General features: G+C 67.9%; 26 protein-coding genes. 19 read left to right on the top strand and 7 right to left on the bottom strand.

Annotated elements, in window-relative coordinates; all coding sequences use genetic code 11:
- The first annotated feature begins 130 nt into the window (after positions 1-130).
- The 3 genes from ACNQS7_RS14755 (at position 131) to ACNQS7_RS14745 (ending at position 3108) form a co-directional block, all read left to right on the top strand.
- Positions 131-931 (top strand): SHOCT domain-containing protein, encoded by an 801-nt coding sequence (locus ACNQS7_RS14755; RefSeq protein WP_310781813.1) that lies wholly within the window; start codon positions 131-133, stop codon positions 929-931.
- Between the two features lie 157 nt (positions 932-1088).
- Positions 1089-1907 (top strand): mycofactocin-coupled SDR family oxidoreductase, encoded by an 819-nt coding sequence (locus ACNQS7_RS14750; RefSeq protein WP_418013104.1) that lies wholly within the window; start codon positions 1089-1091, stop codon positions 1905-1907.
- Positions 1908-1932: 25 nt separating this feature from the next.
- A complete protein-coding gene (locus ACNQS7_RS14745) occupies positions 1933-3108 on the top strand; it encodes an NAD(P)/FAD-dependent oxidoreductase (RefSeq protein WP_418013103.1) in 1176 nt (391 codons plus the stop codon).
- Here the strand turns inward: ACNQS7_RS14745 and ACNQS7_RS14740 are convergent.
- The 4 genes from ACNQS7_RS14740 to mftR form a co-directional block, all read right to left on the bottom strand.
- On the bottom strand, positions 3105-4361 hold the full coding sequence (locus ACNQS7_RS14740; RefSeq protein ID WP_418013102.1) for a VOC family protein: 1257 nt from the start codon (positions 4359-4361) through the stop codon (positions 3105-3107). The two genes, ACNQS7_RS14745 and ACNQS7_RS14740, sit on opposite strands and share 4 nt — an antisense overlap.
- Complete coding sequence (locus ACNQS7_RS14735; protein ID WP_055578877.1) at positions 4358-4873, bottom strand: RNA polymerase sigma factor; 516 nt, start codon at positions 4871-4873, stop codon at positions 4358-4360. Before ACNQS7_RS14735 ends, ACNQS7_RS14740 begins: the two co-directional genes overlap by 4 nt.
- A gap of 64 nt (positions 4874-4937) precedes the next feature.
- The gene (locus tag ACNQS7_RS14730) at positions 4938-5987 is read right to left on the bottom strand and encodes a DUF2332 domain-containing protein (RefSeq protein ID WP_418013101.1); all 1050 of its coding nucleotides are present in this window, start codon (positions 5985-5987) and stop codon (positions 4938-4940) included.
- Positions 5984-6577, bottom strand: a complete 594-nt coding sequence (mftR, locus tag ACNQS7_RS14725; protein ID WP_156452624.1) for a mycofactocin system transcriptional regulator — start codon at positions 6575-6577, stop codon at positions 5984-5986. Before mftR ends, ACNQS7_RS14730 begins: the two co-directional genes overlap by 4 nt.
- Positions 6578-6687: 110 nt before the next feature.
- On the opposite strand from mftR, the gene mftA reads away from it, so the two are divergent.
- The 7 genes from mftA to mftG all read left to right on the top strand — a co-directional run bounded on the left by mftA (position 6688) and on the right by mftG (position 13270).
- On the top strand, positions 6688-6777 hold the full coding sequence (mftA, locus tag ACNQS7_RS14720; RefSeq protein ID WP_036352637.1) for a mycofactocin precursor MftA: 90 nt from the start codon (positions 6688-6690) through the stop codon (positions 6775-6777).
- Positions 6762-7085 carry a mycofactocin biosynthesis chaperone MftB gene (gene mftB, locus ACNQS7_RS14715; protein ID WP_418013100.1) on the top strand — a complete coding sequence of 108 codons (324 nt, stop codon included), beginning with the start codon at positions 6762-6764 and terminating at the stop codon, positions 7083-7085. Before mftA ends, mftB begins: the two co-directional genes overlap by 16 nt.
- Positions 7082-8275: a mycofactocin radical SAM maturase gene (gene mftC / locus ACNQS7_RS14710; protein WP_418013099.1), complete on the top strand. Its 1194-nt coding sequence runs from the start codon at positions 7082-7084 to the stop codon at positions 8273-8275. The genes mftB and mftC overlap by 4 nt, the downstream gene beginning before the upstream one ends.
- 2 nt (positions 8276-8277) lie before the next feature.
- The gene (mftD, locus tag ACNQS7_RS14705) at positions 8278-9453 is read left to right on the top strand and encodes a pre-mycofactocin synthase MftD (RefSeq protein ID WP_418013098.1); all 1176 of its coding nucleotides are present in this window, start codon (positions 8278-8280) and stop codon (positions 9451-9453) included.
- Between the two features lie 219 nt (positions 9454-9672).
- A complete protein-coding gene (gene mftE, locus ACNQS7_RS14700) occupies positions 9673-10401 on the top strand; it encodes a mycofactocin biosynthesis peptidyl-dipeptidase MftE (protein ID WP_418013097.1) in 729 nt (242 codons plus the stop codon).
- Entirely contained in the window at positions 10398-11828 is a 1431-nt protein-coding gene (gene mftF, locus ACNQS7_RS14695) for a mycofactocin biosynthesis glycosyltransferase MftF (RefSeq protein ID WP_418013096.1), read from the top strand. The genes mftE and mftF overlap by 4 nt, the downstream gene beginning before the upstream one ends.
- Before the next feature lie 8 nt (positions 11829-11836).
- The gene (mftG, locus tag ACNQS7_RS14690) at positions 11837-13270 is read left to right on the top strand and encodes a mycofactocin system GMC family oxidoreductase MftG (RefSeq protein ID WP_418013095.1); all 1434 of its coding nucleotides are present in this window, start codon (positions 11837-11839) and stop codon (positions 13268-13270) included.
- A 4-nt stretch (positions 13271-13274) separates the two neighbouring features.
- On the opposite strand, the gene ACNQS7_RS14685 is transcribed toward mftG, so the two are convergent.
- Both ACNQS7_RS14685 and ACNQS7_RS14680 read right to left on the bottom strand, forming a co-directional pair.
- On the bottom strand, positions 13275-13970 hold the full coding sequence (locus ACNQS7_RS14685; protein ID WP_418013094.1) for a PE family protein: 696 nt from the start codon (positions 13968-13970) through the stop codon (positions 13275-13277).
- A gap of 101 nt (positions 13971-14071) precedes the next feature.
- Complete coding sequence (locus ACNQS7_RS14680) at positions 14072-15661, bottom strand: MFS transporter (RefSeq protein WP_418013093.1); 1590 nt, start codon at positions 15659-15661, stop codon at positions 14072-14074.
- Between the two features lie 90 nt (positions 15662-15751).
- On the opposite strand from ACNQS7_RS14680, the gene ACNQS7_RS14675 reads away from it, so the two are divergent.
- Positions 15752-16417: a TetR/AcrR family transcriptional regulator gene (locus ACNQS7_RS14675; RefSeq protein ID WP_418015998.1), complete on the top strand. Its 666-nt coding sequence runs from the start codon at positions 15752-15754 to the stop codon at positions 16415-16417.
- Here the strand turns inward: ACNQS7_RS14675 and ACNQS7_RS14670 are convergent.
- The gene (locus ACNQS7_RS14670) at positions 16395-16781 is read right to left on the bottom strand and encodes a hypothetical protein (RefSeq protein WP_418013092.1); all 387 of its coding nucleotides are present in this window, start codon (positions 16779-16781) and stop codon (positions 16395-16397) included. The two genes, ACNQS7_RS14675 and ACNQS7_RS14670, sit on opposite strands and share 23 nt — an antisense overlap.
- Positions 16782-17246: 465 nt before the next feature.
- Between ACNQS7_RS14670 and rpsJ the strand changes: the two genes are divergently transcribed.
- Genes rpsJ through rpsC form a run of 8 tightly spaced genes read left to right on the top strand, consistent with a single transcriptional unit; the run spans position 17247 to position 21753 of the window.
- Complete coding sequence (gene rpsJ / locus ACNQS7_RS14665) at positions 17247-17552, top strand: 30S ribosomal protein S10 (protein ID WP_003873519.1); 306 nt, start codon at positions 17247-17249, stop codon at positions 17550-17552.
- Between the two features lie 14 nt (positions 17553-17566).
- On the top strand, positions 17567-18220 hold the full coding sequence (rplC, locus tag ACNQS7_RS14660; protein ID WP_306242241.1) for a 50S ribosomal protein L3: 654 nt from the start codon (positions 17567-17569) through the stop codon (positions 18218-18220).
- Positions 18220-18906, top strand: a complete 687-nt coding sequence (gene rplD / locus ACNQS7_RS14655) for a 50S ribosomal protein L4 (RefSeq protein WP_418013091.1) — start codon at positions 18220-18222, stop codon at positions 18904-18906. The genes rplC and rplD overlap by 1 nt, the downstream gene beginning before the upstream one ends.
- Positions 18906-19208, top strand: a complete 303-nt coding sequence (rplW, locus tag ACNQS7_RS14650; protein WP_055576365.1) for a 50S ribosomal protein L23 — start codon at positions 18906-18908, stop codon at positions 19206-19208. The genes rplD and rplW overlap by 1 nt, the downstream gene beginning before the upstream one ends.
- 29 nt (positions 19209-19237) lie before the next feature.
- Complete coding sequence (rplB, locus tag ACNQS7_RS14645) at positions 19238-20080, top strand: 50S ribosomal protein L2 (RefSeq protein ID WP_055576364.1); 843 nt, start codon at positions 19238-19240, stop codon at positions 20078-20080.
- Between the two features lie 16 nt (positions 20081-20096).
- Positions 20097-20378 carry a 30S ribosomal protein S19 gene (gene rpsS / locus ACNQS7_RS14640; RefSeq protein WP_011739061.1) on the top strand — a complete coding sequence of 94 codons (282 nt, stop codon included), beginning with the start codon at positions 20097-20099 and terminating at the stop codon, positions 20376-20378.
- Positions 20375-20917 carry a 50S ribosomal protein L22 gene (gene rplV, locus ACNQS7_RS14635; protein WP_418013090.1) on the top strand — a complete coding sequence of 181 codons (543 nt, stop codon included), beginning with the start codon at positions 20375-20377 and terminating at the stop codon, positions 20915-20917. Before rpsS ends, rplV begins: the two co-directional genes overlap by 4 nt.
- Positions 20917-21753 (top strand): 30S ribosomal protein S3, encoded by an 837-nt coding sequence (gene rpsC / locus ACNQS7_RS14630; protein ID WP_055576362.1) that lies wholly within the window; start codon positions 20917-20919, stop codon positions 21751-21753. Before rplV ends, rpsC begins: the two co-directional genes overlap by 1 nt.
- Positions 21754-21756 lie beyond the last annotated feature (3 nt).

Raw genomic sequence — 21756 nt, 5'->3', positions numbered from 1 at the left:
CCCCCGAAAACCTCGGTTTTCGGGGGCTGTTACGTCTGCTGGGCGGGCTAACTTGTGATCGGTAAAGGCCGTGCGAGCGCTAATCTGACATCCTCGGGCACCCGACCCGAGCAGAGTGAGGAGAAAGCACATGCTCGCGCGGTACATCAAGATGCAGCTGCTGGTGCTGTTGTGCGGCGGCCTGGTCGGACCGATCTTCCTGGTCGTCTACTTCACCCTCGGCTTCGGTCAGCTGCTGTCGTGGATGTTCTACGTCGGTCTGCTCATCACCGTCGCCGACGTGCTGATCGCGATCGGGCTGACGTACTGGAGCGTCAACACGGCCGCCAAGAACGAGGCGCTCGAGCAGACCGGAGTGCTCGCGCTGGCGCAGATCACCGGTCTGAGCGAGACGGGTACCCGGATCAACGAGCAGCCGGTGGTCAAGGTGCACCTGCACGTATCCGGACCTGGGATCGCGCCCTTCGACAGTGAAGACCGCGTGATCGCGAGCGTGACGCGGCTGGGCAACCTGACGGCCCGCAAGCTCGTCGTCCTGGTCGACCCCACCACGAACGAGTACCGGATTGATTGGGAGCGAAGCGCTTTGGTGAACGGCCTGGTGCCCGCGCAGTTCACCGTCGAGGAGGACAACCGGACCTACGACCTCAGTGGCCAGGCCGGGCCGCTGATGGAGATCCTGCAGCTGCTCAAGGCCAACAACATCCCGCTCAACCGCATCGTCGATGTGCGTTCCAATCCGGCTCTCCGTCAGCAGCTGCACGCGGTGGTGCGCCGTGCCGGCCAGCAGCAGGCGGGTCAGACCGCCCAGCCCCAGGCACAGGGCTCGATCGCCGACCGGCTGCAGGAGCTGGAATCGCTGAAGGCCAGCGGCGTGGTGAACGACCAGGAGTACGCGAGCCGGCGGGCGCAGATCATCTCCGAGATCTGAGCACGCCTCGGTTGTCCACGAACGGAACCTGCCTGCGAATTCTGGCGCGAGATCTCGCGGTGTGGTTCCATTCGCGGCACCCTGGCGCCGATCGAGGCACCTAACTAGAACACGTTTCAGTTTCGCTGCTAGCCTGGCAAGCGGCGAAAGGGGACCAGTGGCTGATTCACTTCATGGACGGGTGGCTTTCATCACCGGAGCCGCGCGGGCCCAGGGACGTTCCCACGCGATCCGGCTCGCCCGAGAAGGCGCCGACATCATCGCGTCCGACATCTGCGGACCGGTCTCGGACACCCTGACCTACCCGCCGGCCACGCCGGAGGATCTGGCCGAGACCGTCCGCGCGGTGGAGGCCGAGGGGCGCAAGGTGCTGGCCCGCGAGGTCGACGTGCGCGACGACGGCGCGGTGCGGCAGTTGGTGTCCGACGGGGTCGAGCAGTTCGGCCGGCTCGACATCGTCGTCGCCAATGCGGGCGTACTGGGCTGGGGCCGGGTCTGGGAACTCACCGACGAGCAGTGGGACACCGTCATCGGGGTGAACCTGACCGGCACCTGGCGCACCCTGCGGGCCACCATCCCGGCGATGATCGAAGCCGGCAACGGCGGCTCCATCGTCGTGGTCAGCTCCGCGGCCGGCCTGAAGGCGACGCCCGGCAACGGCCACTACGCGGCCAGCAAGTTCGGCCTGACCGCGCTGACCAACACCCTGGCGCTGGAACTGGGCGAATACGGCATCCGGGTCAACTCGATCCACCCCTACTCCGTCGACACTCCGATGATCGAGCCGGAAGCGATGATGCAGGTGTTCGCCAAACATCCGAGGTTTGTGCACGCCTTCCCGCCAATGCCCATGCAGTACAAGGGATTTATGTCACCCGACGAGGTGTCCGACGTCGTCGTCTGGCTGGCCGGTGACGGCTCCGGCACCCTGTCCGGCACCCAGATCCCGGTCGACAAGGGCGCGTTGAAGTACTGATTGTCTACCGTGCTATGAACTCCACGTGAGCACACACGGAATCGTGATCGTCGGCGGCGGGCTGGCAGCCGCCCGGACCGCCGAGCAACTGCGTCGTGCGGAGTACGCCGGCCCCATCACCATCGTCAGCGACGAGGTGCACCTGCCCTACGACAGGCCGCCGCTGTCCAAGGAGGTGCTGCGCAGCGAGATCGACGACACCGCTCTCAAACCGCGCGACTGGTACGACGAGAAGGACATCACCCTTCGCCTGGGTCAGGCGGCGACCGGCATCGACACCGCGGCGCGGACGGTGACGCTGGCCGACGGCACCTCGCTGGGCTACGACGAACTCGTCATCGCCACCGGGCTGGTGCCGCGCCGGATCCCGAGCCTGCCCGACCTGGACGGCATTCGGGTGTTGCGGTCGTTCGACGAATGCATGGCGCTGCGCAGCCACGCGTCCTCGGCCAAGAAGGCGGTGGTGGTCGGCGCGGGATTCATCGGCTGTGAGGTCGCGGCCAGCCTGCGTGGTCTCGGCGTCGACGTGGTCCTGGTGGAACCGCAGCCGACGCCGTTGGCATCGGTGCTGGGCGAGCAGATCGGTGCGCTGGTCACCCGGCTGCACCGCGACGAAGGTGTCGACGTGCGCACCGGCATCGGGGTGGCCGAGGTCCGCGGGCAGGGGCATGTCGACACGGTGGTGCTCACCGACGGCACGGAGGTTCCCGCCGACCTCGTTGTGGTCGGAATCGGCTCGCATCCGGCCACCGACTGGCTCGACGGCAGCGGCATCGAGGTCGATAACGGTGTCGTCTGCGACGAGTCCGGCCGCACCAGCGCCCCGCACGTCTGGGCGCTCGGTGATGTCGCTTCCTGGCGCGATGCCGCGGGACACCAAGTGCGCGTGGAGCATTGGAGCAACGTGGCCGACCAGACCCGGGTGGTGGTGCCCGCGATGCTGGGCCGCGAGGTGCCGTCGACGGTCGTCGTCCCGTATTTCTGGAGCGATCAGTACGACGTCAAGATCCAGTGCCTGGGCGAACCCGAGGCCACCGACACCGTGCACATCGTCGAGGACGACGGGCGCAAGTTCCTGGCGTACTACGAACGCGACGGCGCCCTGGTGGGTGTGGTCGGCGGCGGGCTGCCCGGCAAGGTCATGAAGGTGCGCGCCAAAGTCGCAGCAGCCGTTCCGATTTCGGAGATGCTGGACGGCTAGAACTGCCCCAGGTAGAAGCGCGAGCCCTGGTCGTCGGTGCACTCGGCGGACAGTCCGTACGGCTGGCGGGACGGCTCGTCCAGCACGGTGCCGCCGGCATCGCGGACCCGGGCCACCGCGGCGTCGATGTCGTCGACGGTCCACATCGGCACCGTGGTGCGGCGCGGGCTCCCGCCGGCGGCGCCCGACATCGGGTGAGCGTCGCGCACCTGCCACCCGTCGGCGACGCGGCCAGGTTCGAACGTCCACCCCAGCACCCGCCCGTAGAAGTCCCGGAAGCCCGCGGACTCCGTCACGTCGTAGGTCACGTAGGCCAGCTCGCCGGGACCAGATCCGTTGAGCTGCGGACGTTCCCGGCCCGCTGCCGGTTCGAACAACGCGAACGGCGCACCTTGCGGATCGGTGGCTTCCAGCGTGATGCCGTGCTCGCTGCGCCGAGTCTCACCGACCGACCCGCCGGCCGCGGTGATCGCCGCGCGCGCCTCGGCCAGGTCGGCGACGGCGTAGCCGCAGAACATACCCGGCTCACCGGCTCGGATGTCGGTGGGCAGGTCGGTGCTGGTCACCCGATGCGACGCCGCGTCGACGGTCCACCCCAGTACGTGTGCGTAAAAGTCAGCGGCGCGGCCGATGTCAGGAACATGCAGCGAGATGTAACCCAGGTCGCCCTGCCTGATTCCGGCGATCGGGGTCGCCACCGGGCCGCTGAGCATCCAGCGGTGACCGAACGGGTCGACGATGGTCGCGTTGCGCGCGCCGTGCCCCTCATAGATTTCGCGCTGCACCGTCGCACCGTGCTCACGAGCCCGCCGCAACGCGGCATCGGTATCGGCGACATGCAGCATCAGGCTGACCGACACGGCACCCGGCTGCGGGCCCCGTAAGCCCAACTCGGGGTACTCGTCGGCCAGATACAGCACTCCGGTTCCGATCTCGAGCTCGGCATGCCCAATTCGGCCGTCGTCCATCACGATTGGCTCACCGGCCAGCACTGCGTCGAACGCCGCGGCGTACCAGTCGATCGCGGCACGCGCGTCCCGCACGGACAGATAGGGGAGCGCGGCCGGGCGGGGGGCGGCGGCGGGCTGTTCGGAGAGTTCGGAAATGGTTGCGCTGAGGCCACTCATGACAACTCCTTCGGGTAGTGACAATGCGGACTCCAGCCGCGCCCGCAACCGCGCGGCGAAGCCCGGATCGGGTTGCACCGGAAGGTCTTCGATGTGCAGCACGTTGAGCGGTTCGCGCAGACTCATGCCGTGCCCCCTTCCGGATACTCCTTGCGGAACGCTTTCTTGGCGCGAACCAGCAGCGCCTCGGTGGCGTGCACGGTCCGGCCGAGCAGTGCAGCGCACTCACCGACGCTGCAGTCGTCCATGTAGCGCAGCACCAGCACCGCGCGGTGTGAGTCGCTCAGTCGTTCCAGCACGCTCTCGGCGACCAACCGGTCCAGCTCGGCATCCCAGTCGTCGGGTGGGTCGACCGGCTCCGGCGGATCGGCCACCGGCACCGGGTCACGCCGGCGCCGGTAATGGTCGGCCAGTTTGTGCCGCGCCACTCCCATCAGCCAGGGCATGGCGATCGGCGGCGGATCGGTGCGCCGCACCGCATCCATCCCGGCCAGAAACGTCTCCGACGTCAGATCCTCCGCCGTCCCCCGGTCGCCGCAGCGGCGCACGAAGTAGCCGTAGACCACCGGTAGCGCTTCGTCGTACAGCTCCAGCAGCGCGCTCGCGGCGTCGCGCTGGCGGTGCGGTTGGGCGCTCACACCCTTGACGTCGTTGTGGCGGCCCGAATTCCGACGGGGTAATCGGAAAAACTTTCCGCCGGTGTCATTGCCAGTGCACCGGCGCGCCGTGGGCGTGGCATTCGGCCAGCACGCGATCCTCGCCGCCGGGCCAGGCCGTGGCCCGCACCAGGAACTTCAACGCGCCGTCCGGTCCCTCGCGTGCCGGCTCGAGAGTCAGGTGCGCGAACGGTTTCCGCGCGTCCGCCTGCGCGGCCAGGCTGTCGATCCCGGCGCGCACCGTCGCGCGTTCGTCGGCGGAGAGGTACTGCCAGGTGATCGAATGCCACAGCACGGTCAGCGCTCCTTCGGTCAGGGCGAGGCCGGCGACCGCATCCGCGGCCGACCGGCGCTCCAACTGCGCCGGTACCTCGCGGGCCACCACGATGGCGCCGCGCACCCGGGTCAATCTGGCCTGCTGGTCCGGCCACACATAGCTGAGCACGGTGAGTTCCCCGTCGGGTTCGGTCACATCGATGGGCGCGATGTCGTATCCGTACCGTTCGGTGATGCGCAGCCTGCCACCCGGGGGGAGTTGACCGTGCCAGGCGTCGTCGATCACCACCGGCGAATCGGGCGGTCCCCACTGATTGCCGGCGTAGCGGTAGTGGTACCGGTCGGCGCGCAGGTTCAGCCCGGCGCTGCTGCCGATCTCGAAAAGCCGTATCGGGAAAGGGAATTCGCTGTCGAGGTGCAGTAGGCCACCGATCAGTGCCGCCGACCGGCCGACCTCGTTGGTCTGCGGCGGCGAGCGCAGTGCCGCCCGCAGCGCGTCGGGCTGTTCGTCGGCGACGCGCAGGATCTCGGGCCAGGCGCGCTGCGCGTCCCAGCTGCCACCCGCGCTGGGATACCAGCGGCGCAGGCGCGCCGCCCGCCCGTCGAGCACCATCCGGTGCAGCCCGCCGAGTAACCGCAGCGGCACCGCCTGACCCGAGGACGCCTCCTCCTGGCCGGCGAGGATGGCCGCGAAGACTCCGCCGCTTTCCACATCGCCGGCCACCAGTTCGAAGAGCTCGCCATACATCGCCGATCCGGATCGCGCGCAGAACCGGCCCTGTGACCGCAGGGTGTGCAACAAATGGTCGATATCGCTCACTCGAGGGAGTCCAGGGCGGCCCCGACGACGTCGAACGCATTCCCGAGCGCCTCGGGCAGCGAGACCGACTCGTCGCCGAGCCAGTACTCGTAGGCACTCAGCGCGACCCCGAGCATGGTCCATGCGACGGTCTGCGGCATCAGGTCGGTCGTCTTGCCGCCCGACCTGCGGGCCACGAAGCCCGCGATCACCTCCCGCCAACCCGCGTACATCGTCATCGAATATGCCTGCAGCTCAGCAGTTTCCAGGATGACGCGCATGCGCTGGCGATGCCGGACCGACTCGCATTCGTCGAAGGTGTTGAACGCGAGCAGCGCCCCGCGCAGCGCCTCCCGCAACGGCACCCGTGGATCGACGCGGTCCAGCAGTTCCTGCAACTGCTCGAGGTGGGCGTCGAAGTCGCCCCACGGGATGGCGTTCTTGGAGGAGTAGTAGCGGAACAGGGTCCGGCGCGCGATGCCGGCGGCATGGGCGACGTCGTCGACGCTGACCTCGGCGAACCCGCGCGCGGCGAACAGGTCGATCGCGACGTCGGTGATGTGCAGCGGCGTCGTCGAGCGGCGCCTGCCCACCCGCGACTCCGGCAGCATCAGACCCGCCCTTCCATTTCGGCACTCGATGCCATATTCTGGCCACGGTCGTGTGATTGTGACCAGCACCACCCATCATTGTCGAGTCCCTGCAATGAAAGGCAACCGCCATGGACAACGAAAACCAGACTGAGACCGAGCTCGTCACCGAGACCCTGGTGGAAGAGGTTTCCATCGACGGCATGTGCGGGGTCTACTGACGGTGGCCGCGCCCGCGCCGGCCTCCGAGACCGCGCAGTTCGACCCGGACATCGCCTGGCGCCTGCATCCGCAGGTGGCGATCCGGCCGGAACCCTTTGGGGCGCTGCTGTATCACTTCGGCACCCGCAAACTCTCGTTCCTGAAGAACCGCACCATTCTGACGGTGGTGAAGTCACTGGGCGAGCACCCTGACGTCCGGTCCGCTTGCCGGGCCGCCGGCGTCGACGACCCCGACCAGGGCCCCTATCTGCACGCGCTGGGTGTGCTGGCCCGCTCCACCATGCTGGTCCCCCGGGAGGAACGATGAGCACCGCAGCCAGAGTCCCCGCACTGATCGAGCAGTTCGAGCACGGGCTCGACGCGCCGATCTGCCTGACCTGGGAGCTGACCTACGCCTGCAACCTGGCGTGTGTGCACTGCCTGTCGTCGTCGGGCAAACGTGATCCGGGTGAGCTGTCCACCCGCCAGTGCAAGGACATCATCGACGAGCTGGAACGCATGCAGGTGTTCTACGTGAACATCGGCGGCGGCGAACCCACTGTGCGGCCGGACTTCTGGGAATTGGTGGACTACGCGACCGAACACCATGTCGGGGTGAAGTTCTCCACCAACGGCGTGCGCATCACGCCCGAGGTGGCGGCCCGGCTGGCCGCCAGCGACTACGTGGATGTCCAGATATCGCTGGACGGCGCCACCGCCGAAGTCAACGACGCCGTTCGTGGGCCCGGGTCGTTCGCCATGGCGGTGCGGGCGCTGGAAAACCTGGCTGCCGCGGGTTTCCGCGACGCCAAGATCTCGGTCGTGGTGACCCGGCACAATGTGGATCAGCTCGACGAATTCGCCGCGTTGGCAAGCCGTTACGGTGCCACGCTGCGCATCACCAGGCTGCGCCCTTCGGGGCGCGGCGCCGACGTCTGGGAGGACCTGCACCCCACCTCTGCCCAGCAGGTGCAGTTGTACGACTGGCTGGTGGCCAAGGGCGAGGGCGTGCTGACCGGAGACTCCTTCTTCCACCTGGCGCCGCTGGGGTCGCCGGGCGCGCTGGCCGGGCTGAACATGTGCGGGGCCGGCCGGGTGGTGTGCCTGATCGACCCGGTGGGCGACGTGTACGCCTGCCCCTTCGCCATCCATGACCGCTTCCTGGCCGGAAACGTTTTGACGGATAGCGGTTTCGGCCTCGGCTTTTCCAATGTCTGGAAGAACGCGCCACTGTTCCGCGAACTGCGTGAGCCACAGTCCGCCGGAGCCTGCGGCAGTTGCGGGCACTACGACAGCTGCCGGGGCGGCTGCATGGCGGCGAAATTCTTCACCGGCCTGCCGATGGACGGCCCCGATCCCGAGTGCGTACAGGGCCACGGGGCGCCGGCGCTGGAATCCGAGCGCCAGACGCCGAGGCCGCGCGTCGACCACTCCCGCGGTAAGCGGATCACCACGCCGGTGCCGTTGACCCTGTCCATGAGGCCGCCGTCGCGGCTGTGCAATGAAAGTCCCGTATAACCATGGCCGACCAATGGTTTGAAACAGTCGCCATTGCCCAGCAACGCGCTAAGCGGCGGCTGCCGAAATCCGTCTATTCGTCGCTTATCTCGGCCAGCGAAAAAGGCGTGACGGTGGCCGACAATGTGGCGGCATTCAGCGAACTCGGATTCGCGCCGCACGTCATCGGTGCCAGCGCGAAACGCGACCTCTCGACCACGGTTATGGGCCAGGAAATTTCGATGCCGGTGCTTATTTCACCGACCGGCGTGCAGGCGGTCGACCCCGACGGCGAGGTCGCCGTCGCACGTGCCGCCGCCGCCCGCGGCACGGCAATGGGTCTGTCCTCATTCGCCAGCAAGCCGATCGAGGAGGTCATCGCCGCCAACCCCAAGATCTTCTTCCAGATCTACTGGCTCGGCGGGCGGGACGCGATCGCCGAACGTGCCGAGCGGGCGCGGGCGGCAGGTGCGGTCGGATTGATCGTCACCACCGACTGGACGTTCTCGCACGGACGCGACTGGGGCAGCCCCAAGATCCCCGAAGAGATGAACCTGAAGAACATCCTGAAGCTGTCGCCGGAGGCGATCACCAAGCCGCGCTGGCTGTGGAAGTTCGGCAAGACGATGCGGCCGCCAGACCTGCGAGTCCCCAATCAGGGCCGCCGCGGCGAGCCCGGCCCGCCGTTCTTCTCCGCGTACGGCGAATGGATGGGCACACCGCCGCCTACCTGGGAGGACATCGCCTGGCTGCGGGAACTGTGGGGCGGACCGTTCATGCTCAAGGGCGTGATGCGCGTCGACGACGCCAAAAGGGCGGTGGATGCGGGGGTTTCGGCGATCTCGGTGTCCAACCACGGCGGCAACAACCTGGACGGCACACCCGCGTCGATCCGCGCGCTGCCCGCGGTGGCGCAGGCCGTCGGCGACCAGGTGGAGGTCCTGCTCGACGGGGGCATCCGGCGGGGGAGTGACGTGGTGAAGGCGGTTTCGCTGGGGGCGCGTGCGGTGATGATCGGACGGGCGTACCTGTGGGGGCTGGCGGCGGCGGGCCAAGCCGGCGTCGAGAACGTGCTGGACATTCTGCGCGGTGGAATCGACTCGGCGCTGATGGGTCTCGGGCATTCGTCCATTCATGACCTCACTGCGGATGACATATTGATACCGCCCGGCTTCACCAGGGAGCTGGGAGCGCGCTGAGCACGCGCCGGCTGGCCGAATCGCGCACCGTCTGGCCGCATTGCGAAACGGGCATTTCGGTGCGCCGGGCCGTACCACACAGTGGGCGGTTCGGGAACGGCCATTTGCCGGAATCTGATACTGGCGGGGCAGTCGTGGCGGACGAGCAGCGTTTTTCTCTATCGATCAACACCACGGAAAAAAAATTCGATAGATAGGGCAACAATTGGTGCACGCCAGGTGAATTCGTCTTACCATCGGCGGGTGCCTGTACACGGCGAACTGGGGGATTCGACGTCGAGCCAACTCTCAATATCCGCGCCGCCGTCAATAACGATTCCCCTAGGGGCTACCGAACAACATGGTCCACACCTGCCTTTGGACACCGACACCCGAATCGCCACGGCGGTCGCCCGCGCCCTGGGCGAGCGGCTCGACTGGCTCGTGGCGCCGGCGATCGCTTACGGTGCCAGCGGTGAGCACCAGAGTTTCGACGGAACGATCTCGATCGGCACTGATGCCTTGACCACGCTGTTGGTGGAGTACGGGCGATCGGCCGCCTGCTGGGCGCAGCGGCTGGTCTTCGTCAACGGCCACGGCGGCAACGTGAGCGCGTTGAAGAGTGCGATCGGCCGGCTCCGTGCCGAGGGCCGCGACGCCGCATGGTGCCCGTGCGCCAGCGCCGGTGGCGATGCGCATGCCGGCCATACCGAAACATCCGTGCTGCTCCACATCTCACCGGACGTCGTGCGCACCGACCGCATGCTCGCCGGCAACGACGCGCCGCTGCGCGAGTTGCTGCCGTCGATGCGACGAGGCGGGGTGGCGGCCGTCAGTCCGATCGGGGTTCTCGGAGATCCGACCACGGCCACCGCCGACGCGGGAAGCCGGATCTTCAGCGAGATGGTGGACGACTGTGTCCGGCGCATCGGCCGGTGGACTCCCGGTGCCGACGGGATGCTGACGTGACCGCGCCGGTGACCCGGCTGCCGAATGGATTTGCCGTGCAGGTCGATCGCCGGGTGCGGGTGCTCGGCGACGGCAAGGCCCTGCTGGGTGGTTCGCCGACTCGGCTGCTGCGGTTGGCGCCCGCCGCGCAGAGCATGCTCTGCGACGGCCGCCTCAAGGTCCGCGACGAGGTCAGCGCGCAGCTGGCGCGCACCCTGCTCGACGCCACGGTCGCTCACCCGCGCCCCGCGACGGGCCCGTCCCACCGGGACGTCACCGTCGTTATCCCGGTGCGGGACAACATAACCGGTGTACGACGGTTGGTGACGTCGCTGCGCGGGCTGCGGGTCATCGTGGTGGACGACGGATCCTCGACGCCCATCGAACTGGAGGATTTCGCCGGCTCGCACTGCGACATCGAAGTGCTGCACCACGTTCGCAACAAGGGTCCGGCGGCCGCTCGAAACACCGGCCTGGCGGCCTGCACCACCGACTTCGTCGCGTTCCTGGACTCCGACGTGGCGCCACGCCGCGGCTGGCTCGAAGCTTTGCTGGGACACTTCTGCGACCCGACGGTCGCACTGGTGGCGCCGCGGATCGTCGGCCTGGGGCAGGACGAGAACGTGATCGCCCGCTACGAAGCGGTGCACTCGTCACTGGATCTGGGTCTGCGGGAAGCGCCGGTGCTGCCGCACAGCGCGGTGTCCTACGTGCCCAGCGCGGCGATCGTGTGCCGCACGTCGGCGATCCGGGCCGTCGGTGGCTTCGACGAGACGATGCATTCCGGCGAGGACGTCGACCTGTGCTGGCGACTGGTGGAAGCCGGCGCCCGGTTGCGGTACGAACCGATTGCGTTGGTCGCCCACGACCACCGGACCGAGTTGCGGGACTGGATCGCGCGCAAGGCGTTTTACGGGGGTTCGGCGGCGCCCTTGTCGGTGCGACACCCCGACAAGACCGCGCCGGTGGTCATTTCCGGCTGGGCGCTGGCGGCCTGGATTCTGATGTCGCTCGGCACCGGTCTTGCGCAACTGGCTTCGATCGTCATCGCCGTGCTCACCGGCCGCCGGATCGCCAATGCCCTGCGCGGCGCCGACACGTCCGTCGAGACCTCGCTCTGGGATGTGGCCGTGATCGCCACCCGCGGACTGTGGTCGGCGGCGCTGCAGCTGGCATCGGCTATCTGCCGACACTACTGGCCGGTGGCTCTGCTGGCGGCGATGCTGTCGCGGCACTTCCGGCACGTCGTGGTGGTCGCGGCGATCGTCGACGGGGTGGCGGACTGGTTGCGCCGCCGGGACGCCGTCGGGGAGGACGCCGAGCCGATCGGGTTGCTGACCTTCCTGCTGCTCAAGCGGATCGACGACCTGGCCTATGGGATCGGACTCTGGTACGGGGTGATACGCGAACGCAACATCGGCGCACTCAAGCCACAGATCCGGACGTAACGGCCGCCTTGTCTGCAGCCGCCCGGCACAGCGATGTGCTGATCGTCGGTGCCGGAAGCGCCGGTTCGGTTGTTGCCGAACGCCTTTCCGCCGATCCAAGTTGCAGTGTGACGGTGCTGGAGGCAGGTCCCGGACTCATCGATGCCCAGCTGCTGGCGCGGACCCGCAACGGACTGCAGCTGCCCATCGGTGCGGGCAGCCCGTTGGCCGAGCGCTATGCGACGACGCTCACCGACCATCCGGCGCGGCAGGCGTCGCTGGTGCGGGGGACCACGGTCGGCGGTTCCGGCGCCGTCAACGGCGGCTATTTCTGCCGGGGGTTGCCCGGCGACTTCGACCGCATGGCGATACCCGGCTGGGCGTGGGCCGACGTGCTGGACCACTTCCGGGCCATCGAGACGGATCTGGACTTCGCCACCCCCGCCCACGGAGACGCGGGTCCGATCCCGGTGCGTCGCACCCGCGATCTGACCGGCGTGACCGAGACTTTCGTCGCCGCAAGCGAACGGGCGGGATTCGGGTGGGTCGCCGACCTCAACGATGTCGGACCCGAGCTGCCCGCGGGTGTGGGGGCGGTGCCGCTCAACATCGTCGAGGGCGTGCGCACCGGCTCCGGAGCCGCCTTTCTGTTACCCGCGCTGCAACGACCGAACCTGACGCTACTGGACCGCACCCGGGCGGTGCGCCTGCGCATCACCGGCGCCAGCGCGGTGGGCGTGGACGCCATCGGGCCGGATGGTGCCCGGGATCTGACGGCGGATCGAATTATTCTGTGCTGCGGGACAATTCGATCGGCGCATCTGCTGATGCTGTCCGGTGTGGGCGAGCCGGAGATGCTGCGCGCCGCCGGCGTCAAAGTCGTTGCGGCGCTGCCGGTCGGGTTGCGCTGTAGCGATCATCCGGAGTTGGTGATACCGACCGACTGGGCGGTCGCACCGGACCATCCGGTGCTGGAAGTGGCGCTGAGCACCGCAGAAGGGATCGAAATCCGGCCCTACACGGGCGGTTTCATAGCCATGACCGGCGACGGCGTTGCCGGGCACAGTGATTGGCCGCACCTCGGCGTGGCACTGATGCGGCCACGTTCCCGGGGGCGCATCTCTCTGGTGGCAGCAGACCCGGGCACGCCGCCGCGAATCGAGCATCATTACGACAGCGAGCCGGAAGACCTCGCGGACCTGCGCGCGGGAAGTGAGTTGGCCCGTGAGTTCTGTCCCAACACAACAGGTCCCGCGTCCTGGTCGACATCACAACATCTGTGCGGCAGCGCCCCGATGGGTGTTGACGGTGACCCTGATGCGGTGGTGGACAACAGGTGTCGTGTTCTCGGATTCGAAAACCTCTGGGTGATAGACGGATCCATCCTGCCGGTGGTCCCCAGTCGCGGACCGCACGCCACCATCGTCATGGCCGGCCACCGTGCGGCCGAATTCGTTCAGTGAACGATCAGCTCGCGGCCGGCGCCGCTTCGCCGGAAGATTCCACCCGCGCCGTCGGGGCGCCGGCGATCGCCGCTGCCGGTACCGCCCGCGCCGCCAGCGGAGCCGGTAATGCGGAGACGGCTGTCGTCTCCTCGATCTCGACGGGCTCCGCGGCCCTCACCTGTAGCGCAGGTTGGCGGGTCGCCGATCCCGCCGACCCAACCGACGCCGCCGCGACCGCCGACCCCACCGATCCCACCGGCGTCACCGCCGGAGCCATCGCCGAGCCCACCGGTCCGGCTACCGCCGCCGAACCGACAGCCATCGTCTGTGCCGCCGCGGCTGCCGCCGGCGCCGCGTAGGCACTCTGGGTCAACACCCCGGGCCCCAGCGTCTGTTGCGGCATATTCGCGACGTCGGACTGAATGCTCGACACGTTCGCCGCCTCGGTGACGGCATAGGACTGCGAACCCAGATTCATCAACTGCACGAACTGGTCGTGGAAGGCCGCCGCCTGTGCGCTGATCGCCTGGAATGCCTCGGCATGGGCGCCGAACAGGGCCGCGATCTCCGTTGACACCGCGTCCGCACCGGCCGGGATGACGGCCCCGGTTGTCGGAATCGCGGCCGCGGCGTTGGCATCGCTGATCGCGGAGCCGATATTCGCCAGATCCGTAGCTGCGGCAGCCACGTACTCCGGCGCAGCAATTACGTACGACATGCGGCCCCCCAGCCAAACATGGATCGTGTCCGACGCCCGTTACGAACCTTCCCCCGCTTCGGATGGTAGCCCCGCCAAGGGGGCGCGCGCGGCGTTTTGGCTCAATGCGATCCGACCGTTATGTGGCGGCCCCGGATGCGGCGGACCGGGCGCAGCTGGCGCCCGTCGCGCCCGGGAGCCCAGAACCCGATCAGCACCGCGGCCACGGCGACGATCACGGCCATCGCGATCGTCGACGCATGCATGGCGTGCAGAAAGGCCGTCTGACTCAGTGTCGCCAGCTGATCACCTTGCGGGCCAAGCTTTTCCGAAATTTCAACGGCCTTGGCCAGCGAGTCGGACGCGGGGCCGCGCACCGGCTCCGGGAACCCTGTCAGCCTCGGCCGGAGTTCGTCACTGTAGCTCCCGGCAAGGATGGAACCCGCCACCGCGATCCCCAGGGCGCCCCCCAGTTCGCGTGCGGTGTCGTTTACCGCAGATGCGACGCCCTGTTTCTCGTCCGGGACGGCGGCCATGATCGCCGAGGTGGTCGGCGCGGTGCAGATACCGATGCCGGTGCTGAGGATCAGGGTCGGCCAGGCGAAGTGGAGGTAGGACGAGTGCAGGTCCAGTACGAGCATGCACAGGAAGCCCACCGCCATCAGCAGGGTGCCCAGAAACAGCACCAGCCGCAGTCCCAGCTTCGGCACGTACCACCATGACAGGGCCGAGCAGATGCCGAGCGGCACCATGAACGGACCGAGGGCCACCGCCGTCATCATGGGTGAGTAGCCCATGATCTGCTGGACGTACTGCATGGCGAGAAAAAAGAAGCCGAACGTTCCGCCGAACAGCACCACGATGGTTGCCACGCCCGTCGCGAAACTGGGGTCGGCGAACAGTCGCACGTCCAGAAGTGGTTGCTTCCTGCGGAATTCGAACGCCGCGAACAGCCCGGCGATGATCGCGCCCAGCACGAGCCCGCCCCACACCTGGATGTCGTCCCAGCCCCGCGTCGGTGCCTGCAGGATCGCGAACACGCCGATGGCGACCGCCGCGGCGATCAGCACCGCGCCCCACCAGTCGACGCGGGGAGCGTCGTGGTCGCGGGACGGCGAGATGGTGCACGCCATCGCGAAGATCGCCAGACCAGCCGCGCCCAATGACCAGAAGATGGCGTGCCAGTCCCAAAACCGAAGCAGCAGGCCGGAACCGAGCATGCCGATCACTCCGCCGGACCCCGCGGTGCCCGCCCAGATGCCAACGGCCCGCATTCGCTGCTCTTTCGGATATGCCACGGTCAGCAGCGACAGTGTCGCGGGCATCACGAACGCGGCGCCGGTACCGGCCAGCGCGCGTCCCGCGATGATCTGGGCAGGCGAGTGCAGCAGCGCCGGCGCGACCGAGGCCAGCGAAAAGACGACCAGCCCGGTGAGCAGCGCGCCGCGGCGCCCGTACCGGTCACCGACGGCGCCCGCGGGTAGCAGCAGGCAGGCCAGCGCCACGGTGTATCCGTCGACGATCCACGTGAGTTGGGTCTGCGTCGCCGAAGTGGCGACCGCGATGTCGCCGAGCGCGGTGTTCAGCGCTGTCATCGATGCGACCACCAGCGACACCCCCAGGCACGCCACGGTCAGCGTCCAGCGCTGCGCCCGGGTGCTGTGGTCTGCGCGGTTCCCGCGCTCCTCAGGCCGGATTAATGTCTGGACCATGGTTGGCGCCCCCTCTCGGTGGCGAAGTAGTGACCGAGACTAATGGTCTCGTAGGTAGACGGTTAATCTCGTTTCTAAACAGGGAGGTGCATCACAATCAGCGAGGGGAGTTACCGGGACCCCCGTCCGGCGCGCTCGCGGGCTCGTTTACTGGAGGCCGCCGCCTCGCTGTTGCGCAGCGGCGGTCCCAGCGCAGTCACCGTCGACGCGGTCACCCGCGCCGCCAATGTCGCCAGGGCCACCCTCTATCGTCACTTTCCGAGCGGAAACGATTTGCTGGCAGCAACATTCAGCAGTCTGATACCGCCCGCGCCGATGCCGGCGGCCGACGGGCCGTTGCGCGAACGGCTGCTGGCGCTGGTGCTGGCCCAGGCCGAGGTGATCGCCGAAGCACCCGCGGTGCTGACCGCGATGGCGTGGCTGGCGCTGGGCCCGGACCTGCAGGGGCTACCCGAACCGAGCGGCTCGCCGGCCGCCCAGAGCGCGATCTCCGGCCTGCGCGAGCGCATCGCCCAGCAGTACGCGGCGCCCTTCGACGCGCTGTTCGACGGCCCGCAAGCCGCCGAGTCGGGCCTCGAATTAGGTGAGGTGGACCGCTCGAGCGCGATCGCGCTGTTGATCGGCCCCCTGGTGCTTGGGCGGTTGAGCACACTGCCGGACTTCGACTATCGGGAAACGGCGCGCGCCGCCGTCGACGGCTTCCTCGAGGTCCAGTCCCGTCGGGCACGGACGCTCAAAGACCGGTCCGGTCCTTGATCCGCTGCCGAACCGCGGCCTTGCCCTCCTCGAGCGTTGTCAGGCCCAGCCGGGTAGCGCTCCACCGGAACTCGTTGTCGACGATCCAGCGCACGTACGCCAGTTCGGAATGCTGCAACAGCTGAATGGCTTCCAGTAACGACTCCTGCACCGGACGCGCCGGCACGATCAGACCCCGTCGCTGCGGAAAGCCCCGGAACATCCAGTCGCTGAAGTCGGACAACGCCAGGACCGGAACGCGCCTGGGCACGTCGGGTCCGAAGGCGGACATGAGTTCGGCGGCCAGTTCGGCCGGCGGCGCCCCGTTGATCCAGTCGATCATGGGTTGCGCCGCGTCTGGTTCTCCCGGATTGGGACCCATCACGGCCTGGGAGCCTACGTCGGCCGGTCAACGCTGGTCTCGGTGCTGGCCTAAGACCCGCTAAAAGCCCTGGTAGGGTCGCTGTGCACGACGTTCGGGGACCGTCGGGCGCGGACCGCCCGTGGTCAGCACCCGGGATTTGGCCCAGGCGCTGATCTGGGGCATACTGTTCAGGTTGCCTTGCGCCAGGTTCGTCCTGGCCGGGCATACGACCAGCGCCCAGCAGGGCGCGTCCGGTCCCAACCTTGGAGCGCGACTATTTCGGTCGCCTACGAGGCTGCGTGCGGGTGACACACCCGAGCGCGGGGAGCGGTTGAACCACGACAGGTAAACAGCGGCGCAGTATCCGGCGCAACGCTCGATCGGCCTCCGTCAGGGGGTCGGTCCGCGCGCCGGGGGGCACTGGGGTCGAAGAACGACTGAAGTCCGGTGACGGGCTCACAGTGTGGGAGAAGAGGTAGGAGAAGCGTGGCGGGACAAAAGATCCGCATCAGGCTCAAGGCCTACGACCATGAGGCTATTGACGCGTCGGCGCGCAAGATCGTCGAGACCGTCGTCCGTACCGGAGCCAGCGTCGTGGGACCGGTGCCGCTGCCGACGGAAAAGAACGTGTACTGCGTCATCCGCTCTCCGCATAAGTACAAGGACTCGCGGGAGCACTTCGAGATGCGTACACACAAGCGTCTGATCGACATCCTCGACCCGACGCCGAAGACCGTTGACGCATTGATGCGCATCGATCTTCCGGCCAGCGTCGACGTCAACATCCAGTAGGAGCTTGGGCAGCAATGGCAAGAAAAGGCATTCTGGGTACCAAGCTGGGCATGACGCAGGTATTCGACGAGAACAACAGAGTCGTGCCGGTGACCGTCGTCAAGGCCGGGCCGAACGTGGTGACCCGCGTGCGTACCCCGGAGCGGGACGGATACAGCGCCGTGCAACTGGCTTACGGCGAAATCAGCCCACGCAAGGTCAACAAGCCGGTCACCGGTCAGTACGCGGCGGCGGGAGTCAACCCTCGCCGGCACCTGGCCGAGTTGCGGCTGGACGACGCGGAGGCGGCGGCCGAGTACGAGGTCGGCCAGGAGCTGACGGCGGAGATCTTCGCCGACGGCGCCTACGTCGACGTCACCGGCACTTCCAAGGGCAAAGGCTTCGCGGGAACCATGAAGCGGCACGGCTTCCGCGGGCAGGGCGCCAGCCACGGCGCCCAGGCGGTGCACCGCCGCCCGGGTTCCATCGGCGGATGTGCCACTCCGGCACGGGTGTTCAAGGGCACCCGGATGTCGGGCCGGATGGGTAACGACCGGGTGACCGTGCAGAACCTGGTGGTGCACAAGGTCGACGCCGCCAACGGCGTGCTGTTGATCAAGGGCGCGGTTCCCGGCCGCACCGGTGGACTCGTCGTGGTCCGCACCGCGATCAAACGAGGTGAGAAGTAATGGCCGCACAAGATTCCAAAAGCGTGAAAATTGACGTGAAGACGCCGGCGGGCAAGGTTGACGGCTCTGTCGAGCTGCCCGCGGAGCTGTTCGACGCGCCGGCCAACATCGCACTGATGCACCAGGTGGTCACGGCGCAGCGCGCCGCGGCACGCCAGGGCACGCACTCCACCAAGACCCGCGGTGACGTCAGTGGCGGTGGCCGCAAGCCTTACCGGCAGAAGGGAACCGGTCGCGCCCGGCAGGGTTCGACCCGCGCTCCCCAGTTCACCGGCGGTGGCGTGGTGCACGGCCCGAAGCCGCGCGACTACAGCCAGCGCACGCCCAAGAAGATGATCGCCGCCGCGTTGCGCGGGGCGCTGTCCGACCGGGCCCGCAACGGGCGCATCCACGCGGTCACCGAGCTGGTGGAGGGGCAGACCCCTTCGACGAAGAGCGCCAAGGCTTTCCTGGCCACCCTGACCGAGCGCAAGCAGGTCCTGGTGGTCGTCGGCCGTAGCGACGAGGCCGGTGTGAAGAGCGTGCGCAACCTGCCCGGTGTGCACATCCTGCCGCCGGACCAGCTCAACACCTACGACGTGTTGCGCGCCGACGACGTGGTGTTCAGTGTCGAGGCCTTGAACGCCTATATCTCAGCCAACACCGCCAACGCGGCATCTTCAGCTTCCGAGGAGGTTTCGGCCTGATGGCAACCATCGCTGACCCCCGCGACATCATCCTGGCGCCGGTCATCTCCGAGAAGTCCTACGGGTTGCTGGACAACAACGTGTACACCTTCGTGGTGCACCCCGACTCGAACAAGACGCAGATCAAGATCGCTATCGAGAAGATCTTCGCCGTCAAGGTCGCATCGGTGAACACCGCGAATCGGCAGGGCAAGCGCAAGCGCACCCGGTCCGGTTACGGGACGCGCAAGAGCACCAAGCGCGCCATCGTCACCCTGGCGCCCGGCAGCAAGCAGATTGACCTGTTCGGAGCCCCGGCCTAGCCGAGCGCGAGAGAAAGATCTGATTAGACATGGCAATTCGCAAGTACAAGCCGACGACCCCGGGTCGTCGCGGCGCGAGTGTCTCGGATTTCTCCGAGATCACCCGGACCACGCCCGAGAAGTCGCTGGTGCGCCCGCTGCACAGCAAGGGCGGGCGTAACGCGCACGGCCGCATCACCACCCGTCACCAGGGTGGTGGCCACAAGCGCGCCTACCGGGTGATCGACTTCCGTCGCAACGACAAGGACGGCGTCAACGCCAAGGTCGCGCACATCGAGTACGACCCGAACCGGACCGCACGGATTGCACTCCTGCATTTCCTGGACGGGGAGAAGCGCTACATCATTGCGCCGAACGGACTCTCGCAGGGCGACATCGTCGAGTCGGGTGCCAACGCGGACATCAAGCCCGGCAACAACCTGCCGTTGCGCAACATCCCGGCCGGCACCCTGGTGCACGCCGTGGAGTTGCGGCCCGGTGGTGGGGCCAAGCTGGCGCGCTCGGCCGGCTCGAGCATCCAGTTGCTCGGCAAGGAAGCCACCTACGCCTCATTGCGCATGCCCAGCGGCGAGATCCGCCGGGTCGACGTCCGGTGCCGCGCGACGGTCGGTGAGGTGGGCAACGCCGAGCAGGCAAACATCAACTGGGGCAAGGCCGGTCGTATGCGGTGGAAGGGCAAGCGCCCGTCCGTCCGTGGTGTGGTGATGAACCCGGTCGACCACCCGCACGGCGGTGGTGAGGGTAAGACCTCCGGTGGTCGTCACCCCGTCAGCCCGTGGGGCAAGCCCGAGGGCCGTACCCGTAACCCGAACAAAGCCAGTAACAAGCTCATCGTCCGGCGCCGTCGCACCGGCAAGAAGCACGGTCGCTAGCAGGGAGTAGCCGATAATGCCACGCAGCCTGAAGAAGGGCCCGTTCGTCGACGACCATCTGCTCAAGAAGGTCGACGTGCAGAACGAGAAGAACACCAAGCAGGTCATCAAGACCTGGTCGCGACGGTCGACCATCATTCCGGACTTCATCGGCCACACGTTCGCGGTCCACGACGGCCGCAAGCACGTGCCGGTGTTCGTCACCGAATCGATGGTGGGTCACAAGCTGGGGGAGTTCGCGCCCACCCGCACCTTCAAGGGACACATCAAGGACGACCGGAAGAGTAAGCGGCGATGACTACTACGACTGAATATCCGTCGGCGACCGCCAAGGCGCGGTTCGTCCGGGTGTCGCCCACGAAAGCGCGCCGCGTCATCAACCTGGTGCGTGGCCGGTCGGTGGCCGACGCGCTCGACATCCTGCGCTGGGCGCCGCAAGCGGCCAGCGAGCCGGTGGCCAAGGTGATCGCCAGTGCTGCCGCCAACGCGCAGAACAACAACGGCCTGGACCCCACCACCCTGGTGGTGGCGACCGTCTACGCCGACGAGGGCCCGACCGCCAAGCGCATCCGTCCGCGCGCGCAGGGCCGCGCGTTCCGGATCCGCCGGCGCACCAGCCACATCACGGTGATCGTGGAGAGCCGCCCGAGTAAGGACGAGCGCTCCTCGAAGTCGTCGCGCACCCGTCGGGCCGAGGGCAGCAAGGCTGCCGCCAAAGCACCCGCGAAGAAGGCGGCATCCAAGGCGCCCGCGAAGAAGGCGGCCACCAAAGCGCCCGCAAAGAAGGCGCCCGCAAAGACTTCTGAGGCTTCTGAAGCGAAGGGAGGCTCAGACTAGTGGGCCAGAAGATCAATCCGCACGGCTTCCGGCTGGGTATCACCACCGACTGGAAGTCACGTTGGTACGCCGACAAGCAGTACTCCGAGTACGTCAAGGAGGACGTCGCCATCCGCCGGCTGCTGTCCTCCGGCCTGGAGCGCGCCGGAATCGCCGACGTGGAGATCGAGCGGACCCGCGACCGGGTCCGGGTCGACATCCACACCGCACGCCCGGGCATCGTCATCGGCCGTCGTGGCACCGAGGCCGACCGTATCCGCGCCGACCTGGAGAAGCTGACCAAGAAGCAGGTCCAGCTCAACATCCTCGAGGTGAAAAACCCGGAGTCCCAAGCACAATTGGTGGCCCAGGGTGTTGCCGAGCAGTTGAGCAACCGGGTCGCGTTCCGCCGGGCGATGCGCAAGGCCATCCAGTCGGCCATGCGCCAGCCCAACGTCAAGGGCATCCGGGTGCAGTGCTCGGGCCGTCTCGGCGGGGCTGAGATGAGCCGCTCGGAGTTCTACCGCGAGGGCCGCGTGCCGCTGCACACCCTGCGGGCGGACATCGACTACGGCCTGTACGAGGCCAAGACCACCTTCGGCCGGATCGGCGTGAAGGTCTGGATTTACAAGGGCGACATCGTCGGCGGCAAGCGCGAATTGGCCGCTGCCGCACCGGCCGGTGCCGACCGTCCCCGCCGTGAGCGGCCGTCGGGCACCCGTCCGCGCCGCAGCGGTGCCTCGGGAACCACGGCGACCGGTACCGACGCGGGCCGGGCCGCCGGTGGCGACGAGGGCGCTGCCGCGGCTCCCGAAGCTGCGGCACCCGCAGTAGAAGCGCAGAGCACGGAGAGCTGAGTC

Origin of the sequence: Mycobacterium sp. 23, assembly GCF_048287075.1 — a bacterium.
In the GTDB taxonomy this organism is placed as follows: Bacteria; Actinomycetota; Actinomycetes; order Mycobacteriales; family Mycobacteriaceae; genus Mycobacterium; species Mycobacterium gordonae_B.
Note: the sequence above shows the minus strand (reverse complement) of the source record. Positions and strands in the feature narration are given on the sequence as shown.

Excerpts from the sequence above, each read along its gene's own strand:
- mftD (WP_418013098.1), top strand. The coding sequence starts at position 8,278 with ATGGCCGACCAATGGTTTGAAACAGTCGCCATTGCCCAGCAACGCGCT.
- mftC (WP_418013099.1), top strand. The coding sequence starts at position 7,082 with ATGAGCACCGCAGCCAGAGTCCCCGCACTGATCGAGCAGTTCGAGCAC.
- ACNQS7_RS14680 (WP_418013093.1), bottom strand. The coding sequence starts at position 15,661 with ATGGTCCAGACATTAATCCGGCCTGAGGAGCGCGGGAACCGCGCAGAC.
- rplB (WP_055576364.1), top strand. The coding sequence starts at position 19,238 with ATGGCAATTCGCAAGTACAAGCCGACGACCCCGGGTCGTCGCGGCGCG.
- mftA (WP_036352637.1), top strand. The coding sequence starts at position 6,688 with ATGGACAACGAAAACCAGACTGAGACCGAGCTCGTCACCGAGACCCTG.
- rpsS (WP_011739061.1), top strand. The coding sequence starts at position 20,097 with ATGCCACGCAGCCTGAAGAAGGGCCCGTTCGTCGACGACCATCTGCTC.
- rplW (WP_055576365.1), top strand. The coding sequence starts at position 18,906 with ATGGCAACCATCGCTGACCCCCGCGACATCATCCTGGCGCCGGTCATC.
- rplD (WP_418013091.1), top strand. The coding sequence starts at position 18,220 with ATGGCCGCACAAGATTCCAAAAGCGTGAAAATTGACGTGAAGACGCCG.
- ACNQS7_RS14740 (WP_418013102.1), bottom strand. The coding sequence starts at position 4,361 with ATGAGTCTGCGCGAACCGCTCAACGTGCTGCACATCGAAGACCTTCCG.
- rplV (WP_418013090.1), top strand. The coding sequence starts at position 20,375 with ATGACTACTACGACTGAATATCCGTCGGCGACCGCCAAGGCGCGGTTC.
- ACNQS7_RS14755 (WP_310781813.1), top strand. The coding sequence starts at position 131 with ATGCTCGCGCGGTACATCAAGATGCAGCTGCTGGTGCTGTTGTGCGGC.
- ACNQS7_RS14685 (WP_418013094.1), bottom strand. The coding sequence starts at position 13,970 with ATGTCGTACGTAATTGCTGCGCCGGAGTACGTGGCTGCCGCAGCTACG.
- mftR (WP_156452624.1), bottom strand. The coding sequence starts at position 6,577 with ATGCTGCCGGAGTCGCGGGTGGGCAGGCGCCGCTCGACGACGCCGCTG.
- rplC (WP_306242241.1), top strand. The coding sequence starts at position 17,567 with ATGGCAAGAAAAGGCATTCTGGGTACCAAGCTGGGCATGACGCAGGTA.